The 17,423-nt window shown below is 40.9% G+C and carries 12 protein-coding genes; 1 reads left to right on the forward strand and 11 read right to left on the reverse strand.

Going from position 1 to position 17,423, the window contains the following annotated elements:
- Window positions 1–77 precede the first annotated feature (77 nt).
- The 11 genes from mraY to AC07YT_RS08630 all read right to left on the reverse strand — a co-directional run bounded on the left by mraY (window position 78) and on the right by AC07YT_RS08630 (window position 15,365).
- The gene (gene mraY / locus AC07YT_RS08580) at window positions 78–1,325 is read right to left on the reverse strand and encodes a phospho-N-acetylmuramoyl-pentapeptide-transferase (RefSeq protein WP_086545002.1); all 1,248 of its coding nucleotides are present in this window, start codon (window positions 1,323–1,325) and stop codon (window positions 78–80) included.
- Entirely contained in the window at window positions 1,325–2,782 is a 1,458-nt protein-coding gene (locus tag AC07YT_RS08585; RefSeq protein WP_086545001.1) for a UDP-N-acetylmuramoyl-L-alanyl-D-glutamate--2,6-diaminopimelate ligase, read from the reverse strand. Before AC07YT_RS08585 ends, mraY begins: the two co-directional genes overlap by 1 nt.
- A 74-nt stretch (window positions 2,783–2,856) precedes the next feature.
- Window positions 2,857–4,953 carry a penicillin-binding protein gene (locus tag AC07YT_RS08590; protein ID WP_086545000.1) on the reverse strand — a complete coding sequence of 699 codons (2,097 nt, stop codon included), beginning with the start codon at window positions 4,951–4,953 and terminating at the stop codon, window positions 2,857–2,859.
- The gene (locus AC07YT_RS08595) at window positions 4,943–5,365 is read right to left on the reverse strand and encodes an FtsL-like putative cell division protein (protein ID WP_086544999.1); all 423 of its coding nucleotides are present in this window, start codon (window positions 5,363–5,365) and stop codon (window positions 4,943–4,945) included. Before AC07YT_RS08595 ends, AC07YT_RS08590 begins: the two co-directional genes overlap by 11 nt.
- Complete coding sequence (gene rsmH / locus AC07YT_RS08600; RefSeq protein ID WP_086549235.1) at window positions 5,362–6,267, reverse strand: 16S rRNA (cytosine(1402)-N(4))-methyltransferase RsmH; 906 nt, start codon at window positions 6,265–6,267, stop codon at window positions 5,362–5,364. The genes AC07YT_RS08595 and rsmH overlap by 4 nt, the downstream gene beginning before the upstream one ends.
- A complete protein-coding gene (mraZ, locus tag AC07YT_RS08605; protein WP_086544998.1) occupies window positions 6,257–6,724 on the reverse strand; it encodes a division/cell wall cluster transcriptional repressor MraZ in 468 nt (155 codons plus the stop codon). Before mraZ ends, rsmH begins: the two co-directional genes overlap by 11 nt.
- A gap of 459 nt (window positions 6,725–7,183) precedes the next feature.
- Window positions 7,184–7,459 (reverse strand): PIN domain-containing protein, encoded by a 276-nt coding sequence (locus AC07YT_RS08610; RefSeq protein WP_494945275.1) that lies wholly within the window; start codon window positions 7,457–7,459, stop codon window positions 7,184–7,186.
- A gap of 102 nt (window positions 7,460–7,561) precedes the next feature.
- The gene (locus tag AC07YT_RS08615) at window positions 7,562–7,990 is read right to left on the reverse strand and encodes a hypothetical protein (RefSeq protein ID WP_494945276.1); all 429 of its coding nucleotides are present in this window, start codon (window positions 7,988–7,990) and stop codon (window positions 7,562–7,564) included.
- The gene (locus AC07YT_RS08620; RefSeq protein ID WP_086544996.1) at window positions 7,971–10,268 is read right to left on the reverse strand and encodes a hypothetical protein; all 2,298 of its coding nucleotides are present in this window, start codon (window positions 10,266–10,268) and stop codon (window positions 7,971–7,973) included. Before AC07YT_RS08620 ends, AC07YT_RS08615 begins: the two co-directional genes overlap by 20 nt.
- An 83-nt stretch (window positions 10,269–10,351) precedes the next feature.
- On the reverse strand, window positions 10,352–12,214 hold the full coding sequence (locus AC07YT_RS08625) for a RagB/SusD family nutrient uptake outer membrane protein (protein WP_086544995.1): 1,863 nt from the start codon (window positions 12,212–12,214) through the stop codon (window positions 10,352–10,354).
- Between the two features lie 25 nt (window positions 12,215–12,239).
- A complete protein-coding gene (locus AC07YT_RS08630) occupies window positions 12,240–15,365 on the reverse strand; it encodes a SusC/RagA family TonB-linked outer membrane protein (protein WP_086544994.1) in 3,126 nt (1,041 codons plus the stop codon).
- 438 nt (window positions 15,366–15,803) lie between these two features.
- On the opposite strand from AC07YT_RS08630, the gene AC07YT_RS08635 reads away from it, so the two are divergent.
- The gene (locus AC07YT_RS08635) at window positions 15,804–17,375 is read left to right on the forward strand and encodes a PepSY-associated TM helix domain-containing protein (RefSeq protein ID WP_086544993.1); all 1,572 of its coding nucleotides are present in this window, start codon (window positions 15,804–15,806) and stop codon (window positions 17,373–17,375) included.
- Window positions 17,376–17,423: the final 48 nt, after the last annotated feature.

Raw genomic sequence — 17,423 nt, forward strand, 5'->3', positions numbered from 1 at the left:
ACGCTCTCTTTTACCTTTCAGCTTTAGTCTTTGAGCTTTTCTATTAAACCTTCAAACCCACGACCTTCAACCTTAACTTACCTTAGTTTCAATGTTACGATGGTCATAATGGCCAGCATAATTCCGATAATCCAGAAACGGGTTACAATTTTAGCTTCGTGATATCCTTTTTTCTGGTAATGGTGGTGTAAAGGCGACATCAGGAAAATCCTTCGCCCTTCGCCAAACTTCTTCTTGGTATATTTAAAATAAGATACCTGCATAATTACCGACACCAGTTCGACCAGGAATATTCCGCATAAAATCGGGATCAAAAGTTCTTTACGGATCATGAGCGCAAATGCGGCAATGATACCCCCAATAGCCAAACTTCCGGTATCGCCCATAAAAATCTGAGCAGGATAAGAGTTGTACCAAAGAAAACCAACGCAGGCCCCAACAAAGGCACCGGCAAAAATCATCAGCTCGGCCGAGTTCGGGATATACATAATATTGAGGTAATCGGCCATAATGGTATTACCAGAAACATAGGCTAAAATACCAAGGGTAATCCCGATTACAGCTGATGTTCCGGTGGCTAAGCCATCAATACCATCGGTAATATTGGCCCCATTTGAAACCGCTGTAATGATAAACACAGTAAAGATCAGGAATATGATAAATGCATATTTCTGATAATCGCCACCTAAAAACTTCAATACCTTGGCATAATCGAACTCATTGTTCTTATAAAAAGGCATATTGGTTTTGGTCGATTTTACATCTTGCGTATAATAAAAGGTTTCGCCTTTTTGGCGCAGTACCATCGGAACCGTAGAAGTGCTTTTAACATTATCCTGAACCGTTTCTCTTACCACAATATTGGGGTGGAAATACATGGTGGTGCCTACAATCAGACCTAAACCTACTTGACCAACCACTTTAAACCGGCCAGCTAAACCTTCTTTGTTTTTTTTGAAAACCTTGATATAGTCATCCAGAAACCCGATTGCACCCATCCAAATGGTTGTGATGATCATCAGGATGACGTAAATATTGGAAATATTGGCAAATAACAGGGTTGGAATCAGGATACCCAGCAAAATAATGATACCCCCCATTGTTGGTGTACCTTGTTTTTGCATCTGTCCTTCTAAACCTAAATTCCTTACCGTTTCTCCAACCTGTTTTTTATGCAGGTAATCAATCAACCTACGTCCGTAAACGGTGGTAATGATCAACGATAAAATAATAGAGATAGATGCACGGAAAGTGATGTACTGAAACAACCTCAACCCAGGTATATCATAATGCTTATGCAGGTATTCGAATAATAAATATAACATTAGCTGATTGGTTTTAATTGTTCAAGTAAAATTTCTTTATCATCAAAATGGTTCCTTACACCATTAATTTCCTGGTATTTCTCGTGCCCTTTGCCTGCAACAAGAATAATATCTCCTGGCTGCGCTAAATGGCAGGCTGTTTTTATGGCTTCTCTTCTATCTAAAATGGACAAGGTTTTACGCTTATTTGTCGGCGAAACCCCAGCTTCCATATCGTTGATTATGGTCTGTGCATCTTCTGTCCGTGGATTATCAGAGGTCAGAATTACTTTATCACTCCAGTCGCAGGCCACCTGAGCCATAATCGGCCGTTTGGTTTTATCACGATCTCCTCCACATCCGATTACCGTAATTACCTGTTCAGTTCCTTTGCGGATATTGGCAATGGTACTCAACACATTCTGCACCGCATCTGGCGTATGGGCATAATCCACAATACCAATAATTTTATCGGCAGAAGTGATATAATCAAATCTTCCTTCAGCGCCTGATAAACGGCTCAACAAAGTCAACACTTTTAATTTATCCTGTTCTAACAAGATGGCAGTTCCATAAACGGCTAGCAGGTTATAGGCATTAAAAGAACCTACCAATTTGAAGTATACATCTTCGTTATCGATATCTAAATGCAGCCCGCTGAACTGGTTTTCGATAATTTTTGCTTTGAAATCGGCCAGTTGTTTAAGTGCATAAGTCTTTTTATGCGCTTTGGTATTCTGCAACATCACCACACCGTTTTTATCGTCGATATTGGTTAGTGCAAATGCCGATTTAGGTAAAACATCAAAAAATGCCTTTTTAGCCTTCAGGTAACTGTCAAAAGTTTTATGAAAATCTAAATGATCATGTGTTAAATTCGAAAATACCCCACCAGAGAAAGTCAATCCTTCGATCCGGTGTTGCGATACCGCATGCGAACTCACTTCCATAAAACAATAATCGCAGCCTGCATCAACCATTTCTCTTAAAAGCTGGTTTAGCGCAATTGGATTCGGTGTTGTATGTGTTGCTGCCACTACCGTATCGTTGATGTAATTCTCTACCGTTGACAAGAGCCCGGTTTTATACCCTAAATCTTTAAATAATTTAAAAAGAATAGTGGCAATGGTGGTTTTCCCGTTGGTTCCGGTAATACCGATCAGTTTTAAATCTGCTGATGGATTTCCAAAATAATTACCAGCAATGATCCCCAAAGCAACCGATGTATTTTCTACTTTAATATAAGTAATTGTAAAATCCTGGATTTCTGGTAAATTCTCACAGATAATTACCGCTGCTCCCTGTTGAATGGTCTGCCCGATAAACTGGTGCCCATCAGCCAAAGTACCCACAATTGCAAAAAAGACATCATCCTTACCTACCTTACGCGAATCGAAATTCAGCGCATTGATTTCCCTATCGGTTTTACCAACCAATTCTTTAATCGTTACGCCGTAAAGTAAATCTTGTAATTGCATTTTTTATTCTTTTAGTATCAGGTATTTAATATCAAGCAGCAAGACCTTAAGCCTTATACCTTTTACCTTACACCTTAATTCAACTCTATTTGTACACCCAATCCTTTACCCACCTTGGTTCCGGCGATAATAGATTGGCTCACTACTTTTCCAGAACCAAAAACTTTGGTTTTTAAGCCTGCATTTCCTAACAGATACAATGCATCTTTCAGTCCCATACCCGCCACGTTTGGCATCACACCTTTACGTTCGTTATTTTCCTGAAAAATTGTTCCTGCACTGGTATCTATAATGTTGTAATATTCAGATTTTGAAGCAAAAAGCGGTTTAAAACCAAATGCTTTATACACTTTCTGAGTAGCTTTACTCTGTCCGGCTTTTGTAGGCGGCGTACCGGTATTCCCAACCAAACGGGTAGGAACATCGTTGTACATCTGCATATCACTGGCGTAGATGCGGTCAGCCACTTCCCTAAACACCGGACCTGAAACCAAGGCACCGTAATAACCCCCTTTAGGATCATTGATTACCACAATCATTGAATATTTCGGCTTATCTGCAGGAAAATAACCTACGAAAGAAGCCTGATACTGCTTTTTAGCCTTGTAACCCTTGTTTGCGTCAGCTACCTGAGCTGTACCCGTTTTTCCGGCAATTTTATAAAGCGGGTTATGTACATATTGCTTCCCACTACCTTCGGTAACTACTCCTTCCAACATGCTTCTGATTTTACTAAGTGTAACATCAGAACATATTTTATCGTTAATTACCCTGGCTTTAAACTGCTCAATCGGGTTGCCCAGCCGCCTGATTTCTTTCACAAAAATTGGAGCGATATACTTTCCATTATTGGCTACTGCATTATAAAACGAAAGCATTTTCAACGGCGTTAGCTCCATCTCGTAGCCATACGCCATTTGTGGTAAGGTCATTTTGCCCCAGCTTTTATTAGATGGATTTTTAATAGTTGGCTTGGCCTCACCCGGAATCTGCAATTCCATTTTTTCGTTTAAGTGCCAGTTGTACAAATGGTCGGTGAACTTTTTAGGATTAGCACCATATTTACTATTAATCAAATAAGCGATAGCGGCATTTGATGATTGCTCAAATGCTTTTTTCACTGTCACAACACCAATACTTCCGTGCGAATCTTTGATCATGTGACCAGGAATTTTATAATTTCCTGTTCCAACCATCATGTTTGTATCAACCAGTTCATCCTCAAGTAAAGCCATATAAGAAGCTAATTTGAAAGTTGAACCTGGATCCTGATTACCCGCAATAGCGTAGTTAAATTTCTCTTTATACACCCCTTCTTCTACTTTAGAATAATTGGCTACTGCTCTGATTTCGCCAGTAGCAACCTCCATTACAATTACCGCTCCATGGTCGGCATCGTACTTAATCAACTGTTTCTCTAATGCACTCTGGGCCAGATCCTGCATATTTACATCAATGGTCGAAATGATATCTGCACCATCTTTCGGCGCCACCTCAGCTTCTTCATTTACCGGAACATAAACCCCACCGGCAATGCGCTGCATTAGTCTTTTCCCGGTTTCGCCGTTGATGTATTCTTTATATGCTCCCTCTAAACCTACACCGTTTTTAACATTTTCGTTTTTATAGCCAATGGTACGGGCCGCCAAAGCCTGAAAAGGAAGGATCCGTTTGTTCTGCTGCACAGCAATTAAACCACCGCTAAACTTGCCGATGTTATATAAAGGAAAAGTCCTGATGGTTTTCAGATCAGCATAACCTACTTTACGATGGATCAGCAAATAACGTGCACTATCCTGACGTCCTTTACGCAGGTAACGCGCATATTCTTTAGCGGTTTTATCCTGAAAGAGCTGCGCTAATTTATAACCCAGCGAATCTACTTTTTCATTAAATACCTTATCTTCGGCAATACCACCGGCAAACATATCCATACGCAGTTCGTATTCCGGTATAGAAGTAGCCAGTAAACTACCATCGTTCGAATAAATATTCCCACGGGTAGCCTCCACGCTTACATATCGTGTAGAAAGACTATCTGCCATAGCTTTCCATTTTTTCCCTTGCACATACTGTACCTGACCGAGGCGTAAAAACACCGCGAAAGCAAAAAGCACAATTAAGCCAAATGCCAGATATACACGAAGCAAGATGTTTGCTCTAATATTCATCGCTTTTAACAATTATTTTTTTTGGTGGTTCAATCAGTTCTTTTATCCCAAGGGTATCTACCTTTTTGGCAACCTCCGTCAATTTACTCTTGAACATCAGGTCAGCTTTAAGGGATTTATACTCCCATCTTAATTCTTTTACTTCTTTATTTAATTTATCAATGCGGCGAACATTGTTTACCGCAAAGTGACTATTGGCAATATAAATCATCCCCAAAAGGGCCAGAAAACACAAATAAGGCAAAGCATCAGTTGCCGCCTCTTTACTTACTAATCCATCATTAAAAAGCTTACTGATAAATGAATTACTATCCATTTTTTCTTCGGCAGTTTTTGGCCTTCTGGGCGCAGCTTTTAACTCTGGTTCAGGCCCAACCTCTTCTTCCTCTATCTCTTCCCTAAACCTGTTCATATCTTTTCTGCAATTCTTAGTTTCGCACTGCGAGCCCTGTTGTTTTGAGCAATTTCCTCATCAGTGGCAATTATCGCTTTGCGTGTAATTACATTAAATGGCTTTTGCTGATTTCCGAAGAAATCTTTTTCTACCTCACCCTGAAATTTACCTTTCGCCATAAAGTTTTTAACCGGCCTGTCTTCTAAAGAATGATAAGACATCACCACTAAATGACCACCAGGTTTTAACACATCAGCAGCTTGCTGTAAAAAATCTTCAAGCACCTGGATTTCGGCATTCACCTCTATACGCAGTGCCTGAAAAACCTGCGCTAAATATTTATTTTCTTTTCCTTTCGGGATATAACCAGCAATAGCTGATTTCAAACTATCTATATCAGTAAAAGGCTGCTCCAAACGCGAAGTCACAATAGCACGCGCTAAAGATTTCGCATTTTTCACTTCACCATAAATCCCAAATATTTTATGCAGCTTATCTTCGGTATAGGTATTCAATATTTCGGCAGCGGTTAAATCGCGGTGCTGATCCATACGCATATCCAGATCGGCATTATGACGGATCGAAAAACCACGTTGCGGCACATCGAACTGATGCGAAGAAACACCAAGATCAGCCAGGATACCATCAACCTGCTTAAATCCTTTTAAGCGGAGATTATTTTTCAGGAAACCGAAGTTCTGGTCGATAAAAATAAAACGATCATCAGCGGGGATATTTGCCTGCGCATCAGGATCCTGATCAAAAGCAATCAAACGCCCTTTCGGTCCTAGATGTTTTAAAATTTCTTTTGAATGACCGCCACCACCAAAGGTTACATCAACATAAACGCCGTCAGGTTTAATATTCAACCCATCAATACAGGGCTGCAACATTACAGAAACATGGTAATTATTCGCCATCAGCACCTCCTTTCTTACCACCCATCACCTGCTCGGCAAGGTTTGCAAAATTCTCCGGTACGTCATCAAAAATATCTTCGTAAGATTTTTTATCCCAAACTTCGATACGATCTAACTGACAAGCCAGTACAAGATCGCTTCCGATACCCGCATAATCAACCAGCGATTTAGGCAAAAGCACACGACCAGCCGCATCAAGCGAAAGCTCGGTTGCACCACGGGTAAACGACCTGATAAATTCACGGTTATTTTTTTCGTAGATGTTCAGTTTGCTTAAATCGGTAACGATAGCATCCCAAACTTTCTTTGGATAGATCACCAGGTTTTTCTCAAAACCACGGTTAATAATCAACCCTTCTTTCTCAGATTCAGGCAATTGTTTCTTAAGCGCAGCGGGAACCATAAGGCGGCCCTTTGCGTCAAGTTTACAATCGAATTCTCCTAAAAGTTGGGTCATAGTGGTATCTACACTTTTTATCTAGTGTAAAAGTAAATAGTTCTACCACTTTTTACCACTTTTTACCACAAAAAAGTTTTCCACATCCTTTTTGTTACAATAATGGTCTCACAATATAGTCAGAATAAGCCTAACCGCACAAGCAAAAAACCTTTATCCACTGATAATTAGCAGGTTAAAAATAGATTATTAAAAAGTGTCACCTTGGCCCAGTTTTTCCCATAAAATTTAAATAACGCTAAAAATGAGCGTATTAAAGAAGCCACAATTATTCAGCTAATGACCGTTCCTGTAAAATCTCAGCTTTAATGAGCGGGCAAGGGAAATAGCAAAAAGTAGGGCGCTTAGGTCTGACAGGAAACCGAAAAATACCACTCCGTAAAGACGACATCGAGAATGTCACGAGAGAATCAAGCGGTAGGAGGAAAAATAATATATATTTTTTTTTTGGCTAATCTGTCACCAGCTTTGTAAATTAAGGCGATCAATTTCGTTAAAATGCCTATCCTTTGTATGCAATTTTAAGTCAAATTGCTTTGCTATTGCTGCTATCCATATATCATTCTCCGGTATTGGCTTACCTTTTTGCAATAATGCTGCTTTGATTAAAGCATAATGATTAGCCGTTTCATCATCAGCAATAAGGACATTACATTTTTCCAGAAAAAAGTTGATTTGTTTAATGTGTTTCTTTGGATTAGCCGATCTGTAGGCACCCAGATAAAGCTCTCCCAATACAGCAAAAGGAATATTGATTTCCTCCTTTAGGTTTCAAGAAATGCTGTGATCGTCGGGTTTCCTTTAAATAACTCGATCACTATATTAGTGTCTAAAAGGTTATTTCCAATCATCCGGGTGGATTGTTTCACAGGATTCTGCGATAATACGTTCCATTTCTTCCGCTTCAGCTTTAGACCAGATTACCGAAAAATCTCTTACGCTTGGTGTTTTTTTAACCGTTTTATTATTTGCAACTTTTAATAGGTTCTCCAAAGCAACTAAAGTAGCTTCACTTTTTACTTTGAGCATTTCTTCAATCAAAAGTAATTTACGTGTTTCTATGTGCATGGATGTGATATTAAGTATAACACAAAAATAAAGAATTATTTCTACAATAACCTTACCATCCTCAAATTGAGGGTGGTAAGGTTGTCCATTTCGCTCTCCATTGATGGAATCAAAAGAGGAGGACATATTCGGAACGTATTCTCTTAAAGATGGGAACTTCAAAATTCGTTGGAAATACTTAATACCCTCCTGCCACATCTCTGTTTAAGTTGATCACAGTTTTTCTTTCTCCTTTGACAATTGGATAAAGTTTCCATTTATTGTTGTCAACCTGTTCCAGCTGCCAGCTATTTGCAGGGTCTGCCAGCAGTCTTTTTACCGCTCGTGGAAAAGCGTTGGCGGCTCTTGCATTTTCCCAGGTTCTTATTACTTTAAAAATAGCTTCTTTCTGCGGACAACTTTCAACGTCCTTTTGGTTCATTTTTAAACTATATGTTGTACCAACACCTACTGAAATGGCTTGTATATGCTCATATTCTTCAACTTTGGATTTGGCATTGATCGGGAAGTTGCCCCCCATACCCACAGGAAAAAAGTTAGCATAACATACATCACGGAGATCCTTTCCCTGACTGGTGGTACTGCCCCATTCGCGGGTTTCAGCGTCGTATAGATTTTTCCCACCACCAACATTCCAGATGCTTTGATAATGCCAGGATCCTTCAGACAAGGTAGCACCTGTGAAACGGATATATGGGACACCTAACTGTGCTGCCTTTTCGAACATTTTACCAAAGAAACGTTTAGTAGAATAATAACCATGTCCGTTATTAAACAAAAACTCCTGGCCATCGAAATCGTAATAAGAAATGCCATTGACTTTGCAGACTTCAGCAAAGTGTTCAGCGATTTTGTCCTGCAGCTGCATATTCGGAATAAGACCATCGTATCCATAATTAACCGTTACCTGAAGTTTGTAAATGGTATCGCCATTGGCATGGTTTGAGGCAGTGGTTTTCCAGTATCCCCGCTTCACATTCAACAGCCTGTAGGGTTTCTCCTTTGAAACGCCCATATAATGAATAAGTTCTTTACCGATTTTGATCATGTTTAAGTTGGCACAATGACCTTCCCAACTGGCAATCTCATCAAGATAAGTGGGATTGTCTACCAAAATAACCGTGTCGGTTGCGCTGATATTTTTCACCAACAAGCGTTTTTGCTGATAACACAGGCTGTCGCTCGGGATTGGACTTGCATCCAGGGTGCCTGGGGCCAAAGCATTTGTAATTGGAGTCCTGCCGATACTGATCCCTAGTTTGGCTGCCATATCAGAAAACTCCTTATGCGAAACACTTCCGTTTGTTAATTTAATCGGCTTTTTCTCAAAATTCTTTCCGTCGATATAACCGTTATTGCCTCGGTCGGCTCTTAAGAAGCCCTGATCGTATAAACTTATGGTTTTAAAGCCCAATCTGGATGTATAAGAAATGGTGCTATCATTTAAATTACCACTTGTTAGGAGGTCAGGAACAAATGCAGCCGGGTCTTTTATCCATTTTCCATTAATGGTTGGATGCGGGAGCTTTTCCTTCAGGACAATATCCTGGATCACATCCAGCAAAGCCGTACTGTCAGGGCTTCCCCACAAGGCGACCGATGATCCGATATAATCTACACCTGGTAACGGTTGTACCTGTAAATGGTTGGGCGTGTTCGCAGCCATATTAGGAATGAGCGAAAAGTAAACCTCTCTTTCAAAACCACGGTCTCTTGACTGATAAGCGAGTGATATCCTCCCGTTTTTATCTACAGTTGCCGCATTACCATACATGATGCGGTACCAGGGTTCTTTATGTGCATAAAAAGCAACATCGCTGACCCCGTTTCCGCCCAATGTAAATACCTGACCTTCATGCAGGTTCGAGGGCAAAGGAAAACGCTTAGCATCAGGAGTATGAACAATGTATTGAAACGGTGCAGCATCGCCAATGGTTTCCGCTTTTCCACCCAAGGTATTATCATTTAATGCCATCATACCAATAGAGTAGTTTACGGCAGCACTTGTATCCCTGGCTACACCGATGATTTCGCCTAATAGATTATTGATCTGAGTGTGTAATGGCCCCCATTCAATCACATCGATACCTTTTCGGTTAGTGAGTGAGAGCAAGGTTAATTTAAAATATTTCGCCTTAGGCTCCAGTTTAACGTTTGCCACCGAACCATTGGCATAATATAGTGCGAGTGTTTTTTTATCTTTTATATAAACCGCTTTAGTGGGTTCAAAGTATTTTTTTTTGGTATCACTATATAAACTTAGTAGAGGTGAAGGTTTGTCAGCAGGACTAAACTCCCGGTAAGGGGCTTTAGTCTTATTTTTCATGCTGGTGACGAAACCTTTGTTATCCACCCTGATTTTAAAATAATCAGTCGAAAACTCGGTCTGGCTATATCCCTTCACCGAAAACCAGCAGGTGATCACCATTAGCAATACAGTAGCTTTTGCGGCGATATTTAAAGAATTATTTTGCATTTCAGGTATCTATTTGTGTGTTTGTGTTGTGTTGTATAAAAGTAGGCGAACTTTCTTTATCCGCCTACTTGATTATTTGTATTTTATTGTAGCGGGTCAAAAGGGCCGCCCCATTCTTTGTTCTGTGGCAACTGATCAGGTTCAGCAGATATCTGCGTTGGGTGCAAAGCATTAAACCAATGATTAAGATCAAGGTTATAAGTCTGATTAGCCGAGGCCGTCTTATCCAGATTTTCTACGATCACTGCAGAGAATTTAGCCCTTACCGCAGCAGTCATAATGTTGTCTGTATTTCCAGGCAAAGCTTCACCTTTATTCAGCATCAGGAATAAACCTCTCCTGGTGGTCTGGGTATTCAGGATATCGTAACGTCTCCACCTTCTTAAATCGTTAAATCTAAAACCTTCAAAAGCGAGTTCCACCTGGCGTTCGTTCATGATCGCTGTACGAAGATCGGGCTGTGAAGTTGCTGTAATGCCATATTTCCCGGATACGCCAGCGGCAATACCCGCACGTTTACGGATGGAAGATAAAGCCGTTACGGCCTCGTTACTGTTACCTGTTTCGTTTGCAGTTTCGGCAAGCATTAAGAGAAGTTCAGCATAACGCATAGGCGAGAACCAGCTTTTAGCACCGGCTGCTACGCCTACAAGCGCTGCCCTGTCTATAAGTGTATCTAAACCTTTACGCTGAAAAAAACCTGTTACGCCATTTTCATCTCCATTTTGAACAAGCGGAGAAATACCCGAGAATAAGGTCGTATTTTTCTCCGGGAGCACAGTGCTGGGCGTTGCCGATGCTTTCCAGGTCCAGGCTTGCCAGTAAGTACGGGATCTTGGCGCGGTCATACCTATTGTATTCACATCAGGCGTTGGGTACACTGTACCACCACACCAAATGGTTGCATAAAACCGGTCGTCGCGGTTGGTGTAAAAATCAGTTAGAAACTGCTGATTATAAGCTGCATTAGATAATTGGTTTTTATCAAACTGCATAGGGCTACCATCACGTTTTGGATAAGCGATCAGTAGAGGTAATATGGGTTGATCGGTATTGGTATTTCCATTTGTAAAAGGAAGGGGCCTGATGGCGTTAAAGTTCATGTAACTATCCGGATAATAGTATTGCCTGGTCATAATATGCTCTTTGTTCCTCGAATACCAGATTAACTTGTAGTCGGCAAACAAACCAAAACCCGCTGCATCTGCAGCCTGTACAGCGGCTTTGGCAGCATTATAGGCATTTGCCCACCTGACCTGATCGTTTGAAGGGTTAAATAATGGACTGGCATACCATAAAAGTACCCTTGCTTTAAAACCAAGCGCAGCAGCGCGGTTAATCCTGCCGTAATCAACTCCACTGTAGTTGGGAGGCAAAACGGCAGCCGCCTCATCCAGATCCTTTATAATCTGTGCAACGCATTCAGATGTTTTGCTCCGTGCTACTTTCAGCGAGTTTACATCGTTCCCGTTTTGCGTCTTTAAGATCAATGGTACCCCACCTACCGAGCTGACCATCCCCCAGTAAGTCCAGGCACGCCAAAATTTAGCCTCGCCGATTAACCTGTTTTTGGTATTTGGGTTGATTACCGATTCAGGCAAATCCCTCACCTGATCCATAAAATAATTGGTTTTATCAATATTCGTATAATTGAGATTGGTCGCATTTGCTACTAAATCGACGATACCCCGCTGGAAACCACTCAAGTTCCCTCCTGATGCATTAATGCCCTCATCAGCATTCGCACCACTTCCAAGCGGCCATCCGGGCATAAGGCCGCTGTATACATCGTTCAAATAGGACTTGATTAAAACAGAATCTGTCCATACATTCTTTGGATTTATCGCTCCTGTGTTTTCATAATCCAATCCTTTTTTACAAGACGAGCCCAGGGCAATAATCAGGGCGATATAAAGGATAAATTTATTTTGATTTAGATATTTCATTTTGATTTCCTTTTAATGTTAAAATTTAGAACGTTACGCTTAGACCGGCATTGTAGGATTTAACAATTGGGAAAGCCGTACCTCCACCCATTTCAGGATCATAGAATTTTTTGTTGAATTTGCTGATCACAAAAAGATTAGATCCGGATACATAAAAACGAATGTTGTTTACGTATTTTTTATATAATTTTTGCGGAACATTATAAGCAACATTCAAAAACTTCAGGCGTAGAAAACTTGCATCTGCCAGCCAGAAATTACTTCCTGCTGTATTAACACCTCTTACGGCATCATTTGCACTGTAGCGATAAGGCAACCAGGAGTTATCAGGATTTTCCGGGCTCCATGACTCATCGTACCAAGGACGCCACATCCTGTTCCATTCTACTCCTCCGGATAAGTCATTGAAAGATTTTTTATAACCGAACGAACCGTTGAAATTGGCATTCACACTTATTCCCTTCCACTCTGCACTTAAATTTAAACCGACTACTTTGGCATTATTGCTATTGTTTAGCACGGTAATGTCATTGTCGTTGATTTTATTGTCACCATTAAAATCCACGTAGGCCAGCTGTCCGGGTTTAGGCGCAATGCCATTGAAAGTATATCCAGGTTTAGCCGCCAATAAAGCATCCACATCCGCCTGCGACCTGAGCATCTTATCAACAGTGTAACCAGTAATCATATTCGCAGAACGTCCCTCTTTGAGTATATCCTGATAATCGTAAGTTACATTCTGATCCCTCATCACATACCATGAATCGCCATAAGTGAAATTCGCACCTACGCTATAATTAAATTCGCCAACCCTGTTGTTGTAGTTCAGGCCGATATCAATACCGTTAGCTTTCATTTTACCGTAATTCACAGATGGTAATGGGCGGCTAAAGGTTGGTGGGGTAGACTGGATCTTTGCAGCCAGGATATCGTAGGTAAGGTTATGCCAATACTCAGCTGAGGCCGTAAAATGTTTTAAGAAACTGATATCGATCCCTATATTCTTGTTCTGGTATTTTTCCCAGGTAATGTCGGGATTGGGCAATACATCATATCGTATCCCAGGGTTAAGTGCAGGCGATTCGCCAAAAAATGCACTGCCTCCCGGAACATATTTATCTTCATATTGCCAGCGTGCAACGTTATCATTACCTGTTATTCCGAAAGAAGCCTTTAATTTTAATGATTCAATTCCTTTTACATTTCTAAAGAAGTTTTCTTTAGAGATCACCCAGGCTGCAGAACCGGCAGGGAAGAATCCCCAACGTTTATCCGGGGCAAAAATTACCGAACCATCATAACGATAGGTGAAAGTAGCGATATACTTATCTCCATAATCATAAGCAAATTGTCCAACATACGATTTACGACCAGTTGTTACCTCGAAACCATAGGTGTTGCTGATACTTTTTGTTGCCGTACCGTTGACCACACCTGCTCCTCCGGTAGAGGCCCACCACTGGTCAGTTGTATAAATAGGAAAACCATTGATGGTCGCATCAATACCGTCGCCGGAACGTTCCTGACGTTCGTACACCAGTGCCGCGTTTACGTGATGTTTGCCAAAATTTCGTTCAAAGTTTAACTGAAAGTTCAATTGCTCCTCCTGGTTCCAGGCAGATAGTTTTTCTATAGAATTCGAATGTTGTGTAAGACTTTTCCCTACAACAGTATTTAAATCCCAGATAACTGGTGTAATCTGTTTCAGTTCGTAATAGGTAAAAGGATGTGAATATATTTTTTGATTGGTGTTCGTAAAGCTTTTTATATAGCCCACTTTAGCACTTAATCCTTCCAAAAACGGGGCTTTATACGTTAAATTTAAATTCGCAACAGATTTGATGGCCTCTGACTTATTGTAACCTGCCAGTCCTTGCGCTTCGCCTGGTTTATTGGTAATCCAGAAGTAATACACTGGGTCGCCTGAAGCCGTAAAGGATGGCATATATGGCTGCCATACCAAAAGTTTAGGAAACATATCTCCCGACCAATCGCCCTGAGGGGCATTAAATTTATTATTGTTTATGCTAAAGCCAGCGAAAACCGTTACATCTTTGGTCAGGTTAGCCGTTATATTTGCCCTGACGTTGTACTTTTTTTCGTTGGTGTTTTTGATAAAAGTTTCCTGGTTTACATAAGAGCCGCCGATAAAATACTGAAGTTTATCTGTCCCGCCCGAAGCACTTAAATTATGCGTAGTAATAGAGGGATCGACATAAACATCTTTTAAGGCATTAAACCCGTAGCCCTTGCCGCCACCAAAATCCGCATCCTGAAAGTATGCTTTTGCATCCGCAGTCCAGGGAGTATTTGCCGGTCCGCCAGCTTCGCCCCAAATTCTGTTTTGAATCGCTCCCCACTCCATGATACTGGTTAGCTCCATGTTATTTCCACGGACATCTTTTCCGGTGTTCACCGAATAGTTTACAGATGCTTTTCCGGCCTTACCACGTTTGGTGGTAATCAACATCACTCCCCCGCCTGCACGGGCACCATAAGCAGCTGTAGTCGCCGCGTCTTTTAAAATGGTTACATCTTCAATTTCATTAGGGCTTAAATTGTTGAATTCTGCCGCATCACTGGTTACTTTTCCGTCAATTACATATAAAACCGGCGCTGTATTCCATGAGCTTGGCGTTCTGATGCGAATGCTGGGCTGTGCTCCTGGTATCCCACTAGGCGTGGAGACATATAAGCCCGGCATTCTACCTGCCAATAAGTTACCCACTGATGTAGTCGGGATTTCGGTGTCTGTCTCTTTAAATTTAACAGAAGCGACAGACCCGCTCAAAAGTTCTTTCTTTTGCTTGGTGTAACCGACAATCACCGTTTCGTTTAAATTGATCGCAGTAGAGACCATTTCTATTACTATTCCCTGTTTAGGCACAACAGTTATCGCTTTATAGCCGGTCATGGTAACCCTTAGCATCGCGCCACTGGGTACAGCAATTGTAAATTTACCCGACTCGTCTGCCTTTACCGAGGATGCAGCGCTCCCTGTAACGGAAATTGTGGCAGCCGCCAATGGGATCTTTCCTTCTGCATCTACTACCGTTCCCGATATTTTTACCTGAGCAAAAACATGATAGGACTGCAGTAAAATGAAGACGATTCCGAGCACCCGTAAGTGCATTTGTAATACCTGTTTCATAATCTAATTCTTTGGTTGGTTAGTTTTCTTGTTTGGTTTTTTGCCGGATGGTTTGGAGCCCAACCAAACCATCCATGCTATTAGGATAAATCTCAGAAGAATACCTAGCCGCAACTACCACTAATTTGATCGTTTACAATGTTTTTTTTGCCCTCTTTTCCCCTTGTTCCTACGGATAAAATGACCTGAATCATCAATTAAACCCGCAGCAGGGGCCATACGCTAAAATTTCGATTTCCCATTCTAATCAACTATTGAGCGTATAAGCCAGACGTATTGAATTAAAAAGCGATAGCAATTTCCATTTCGAGAATATCTGATGAATTATTATTTAGACTTATTAAATATAATTTGGATGAAAGCAATTAAAACAATTTCTTTGTAAGCGTAAACCAAATTCCCTATCGTGATACCCGGGTAGGAAACCAAGCTAAAAAAATGAAATCTGAACATACTCCTCGAAGGCCAAACTGGGCAAAACATCAAAAAAGGTGGTTTGGTAAATGGCATCTTTATCTTGGTATTATTGCCGGGGCAATTGTTGCTTTTGTTGGTGTTACCGGCAGTATCCTGGTTTTTCAGGATGAGATAGACCGTGCACTAAACCCTAAGCTGTTCGAGGTGATTGCACAGAAACAAAAGTTGCCTGTTGAGGAGATCGTGCCTTTAATTAAGAAGAATTACCCCAGGTTAAAAATCGATTACCTGATGCTCAATAACTTCAAAAATCCTAATGAAGCGTATAGCGTTCTGAATTTAAAAACTGGCGGAGAAACCTTTATTAATCCCTATACAGGAAAAACAACTGGCAAAAGAATACACACCAGTTCTTTTATTCATATAGTTACCGAACTGCACCGGACTTTGCTTATTCCTGTTGCGGGACGTTACATTTGTGGTTTAGCTTCACTCTGTCTTTTAATTTTAACCATTTCAGGTTTACGTTTATGGATCCCTAAGAAATGGAAACAGTTAAAATCGGTACTTACCGTAAGGTTTAGCGGATCACTTAAGCGGCAAAATTACGACTGGCACAATTCACTCGGTTTTTACTCCTCTCCCATTGTGGCAATACTGAGTCTTACCGGTTTTTCGATTACTTTTTCTACACTTATTATTCCACTGTTGTTCGTGCTTAGCGGGAAGTCGCCGCAAGGAGTTGCCAAATTGTTAGGGGCAAAATCGGCATGGCATGCACAGGCTGTGCCACTTCCGCTTAAACAGGTTGTTGCCGCAGCCAAAGAAAAAATGCCAAACGGTTATATTGGCGGGATTGCCTTTCCGGCCGATAAAATGGGAACTTATCGTTTGGATGTAGTGAGCGGAAACCTACCTAAGGTTGGAAAAAGAGAAATGCTTATTGTTGATCAATATACGGGCAAAGTGTTACTGAACAGCCGGAAGGATTTCCCAAATGTTGGCAATGCTTATCTCAGCTGGTTAACACCCATCCATTATGGAAGCTTTGGTGGCAGGCCGACACAGGTTATCGCCATTATTGCCGGATTAATACCTTTGGCCCTCTTTATTACAGGTTTTATCATTTGGTGGCCACGTTATAAGAAACAAAAGAGAGGTAAAAAACGAAAAACCAGTGAAGCCGTATTGAATGAGGCATTGGAAACTCCAATAGTTGAAAAGGAATTAAAACCAGTGAAAATTAAAACACCACTTCCGAAATTAGGCAGGTATTTTCTTTTGCAGTTTAAATCGGGATTGAAATATGCTTTGATTATCCTTCCCCTCAGTTTTATGATGGGTGCACTCTACGGCCTTCCTTCCGGAATCATTATCCAACCTGCTATTTTTGTAGTGGCTTTTAGCTGCGTGATGGTCTGTTTGAATTTTATATGTGCATTGTTGTCAGAAATATTCAATATCCTGTTCCTCCTTCCATTTAAAAAAGGAAGCCACAAGGTAACCCGCTACTTCGCATTATCAACCGCATTTATGGTCTGTTATCTGGCAGTTTATATGCTATTGCTCAATACAGGTTTTGAGGTTTTCTAAAAGGAATTTATATAATGTTGTCAGATGGAAAGATCTGACAACATATCG

Source organism: Pedobacter sp. GW460-11-11-14-TSB4 (assembly GCF_059423705.1).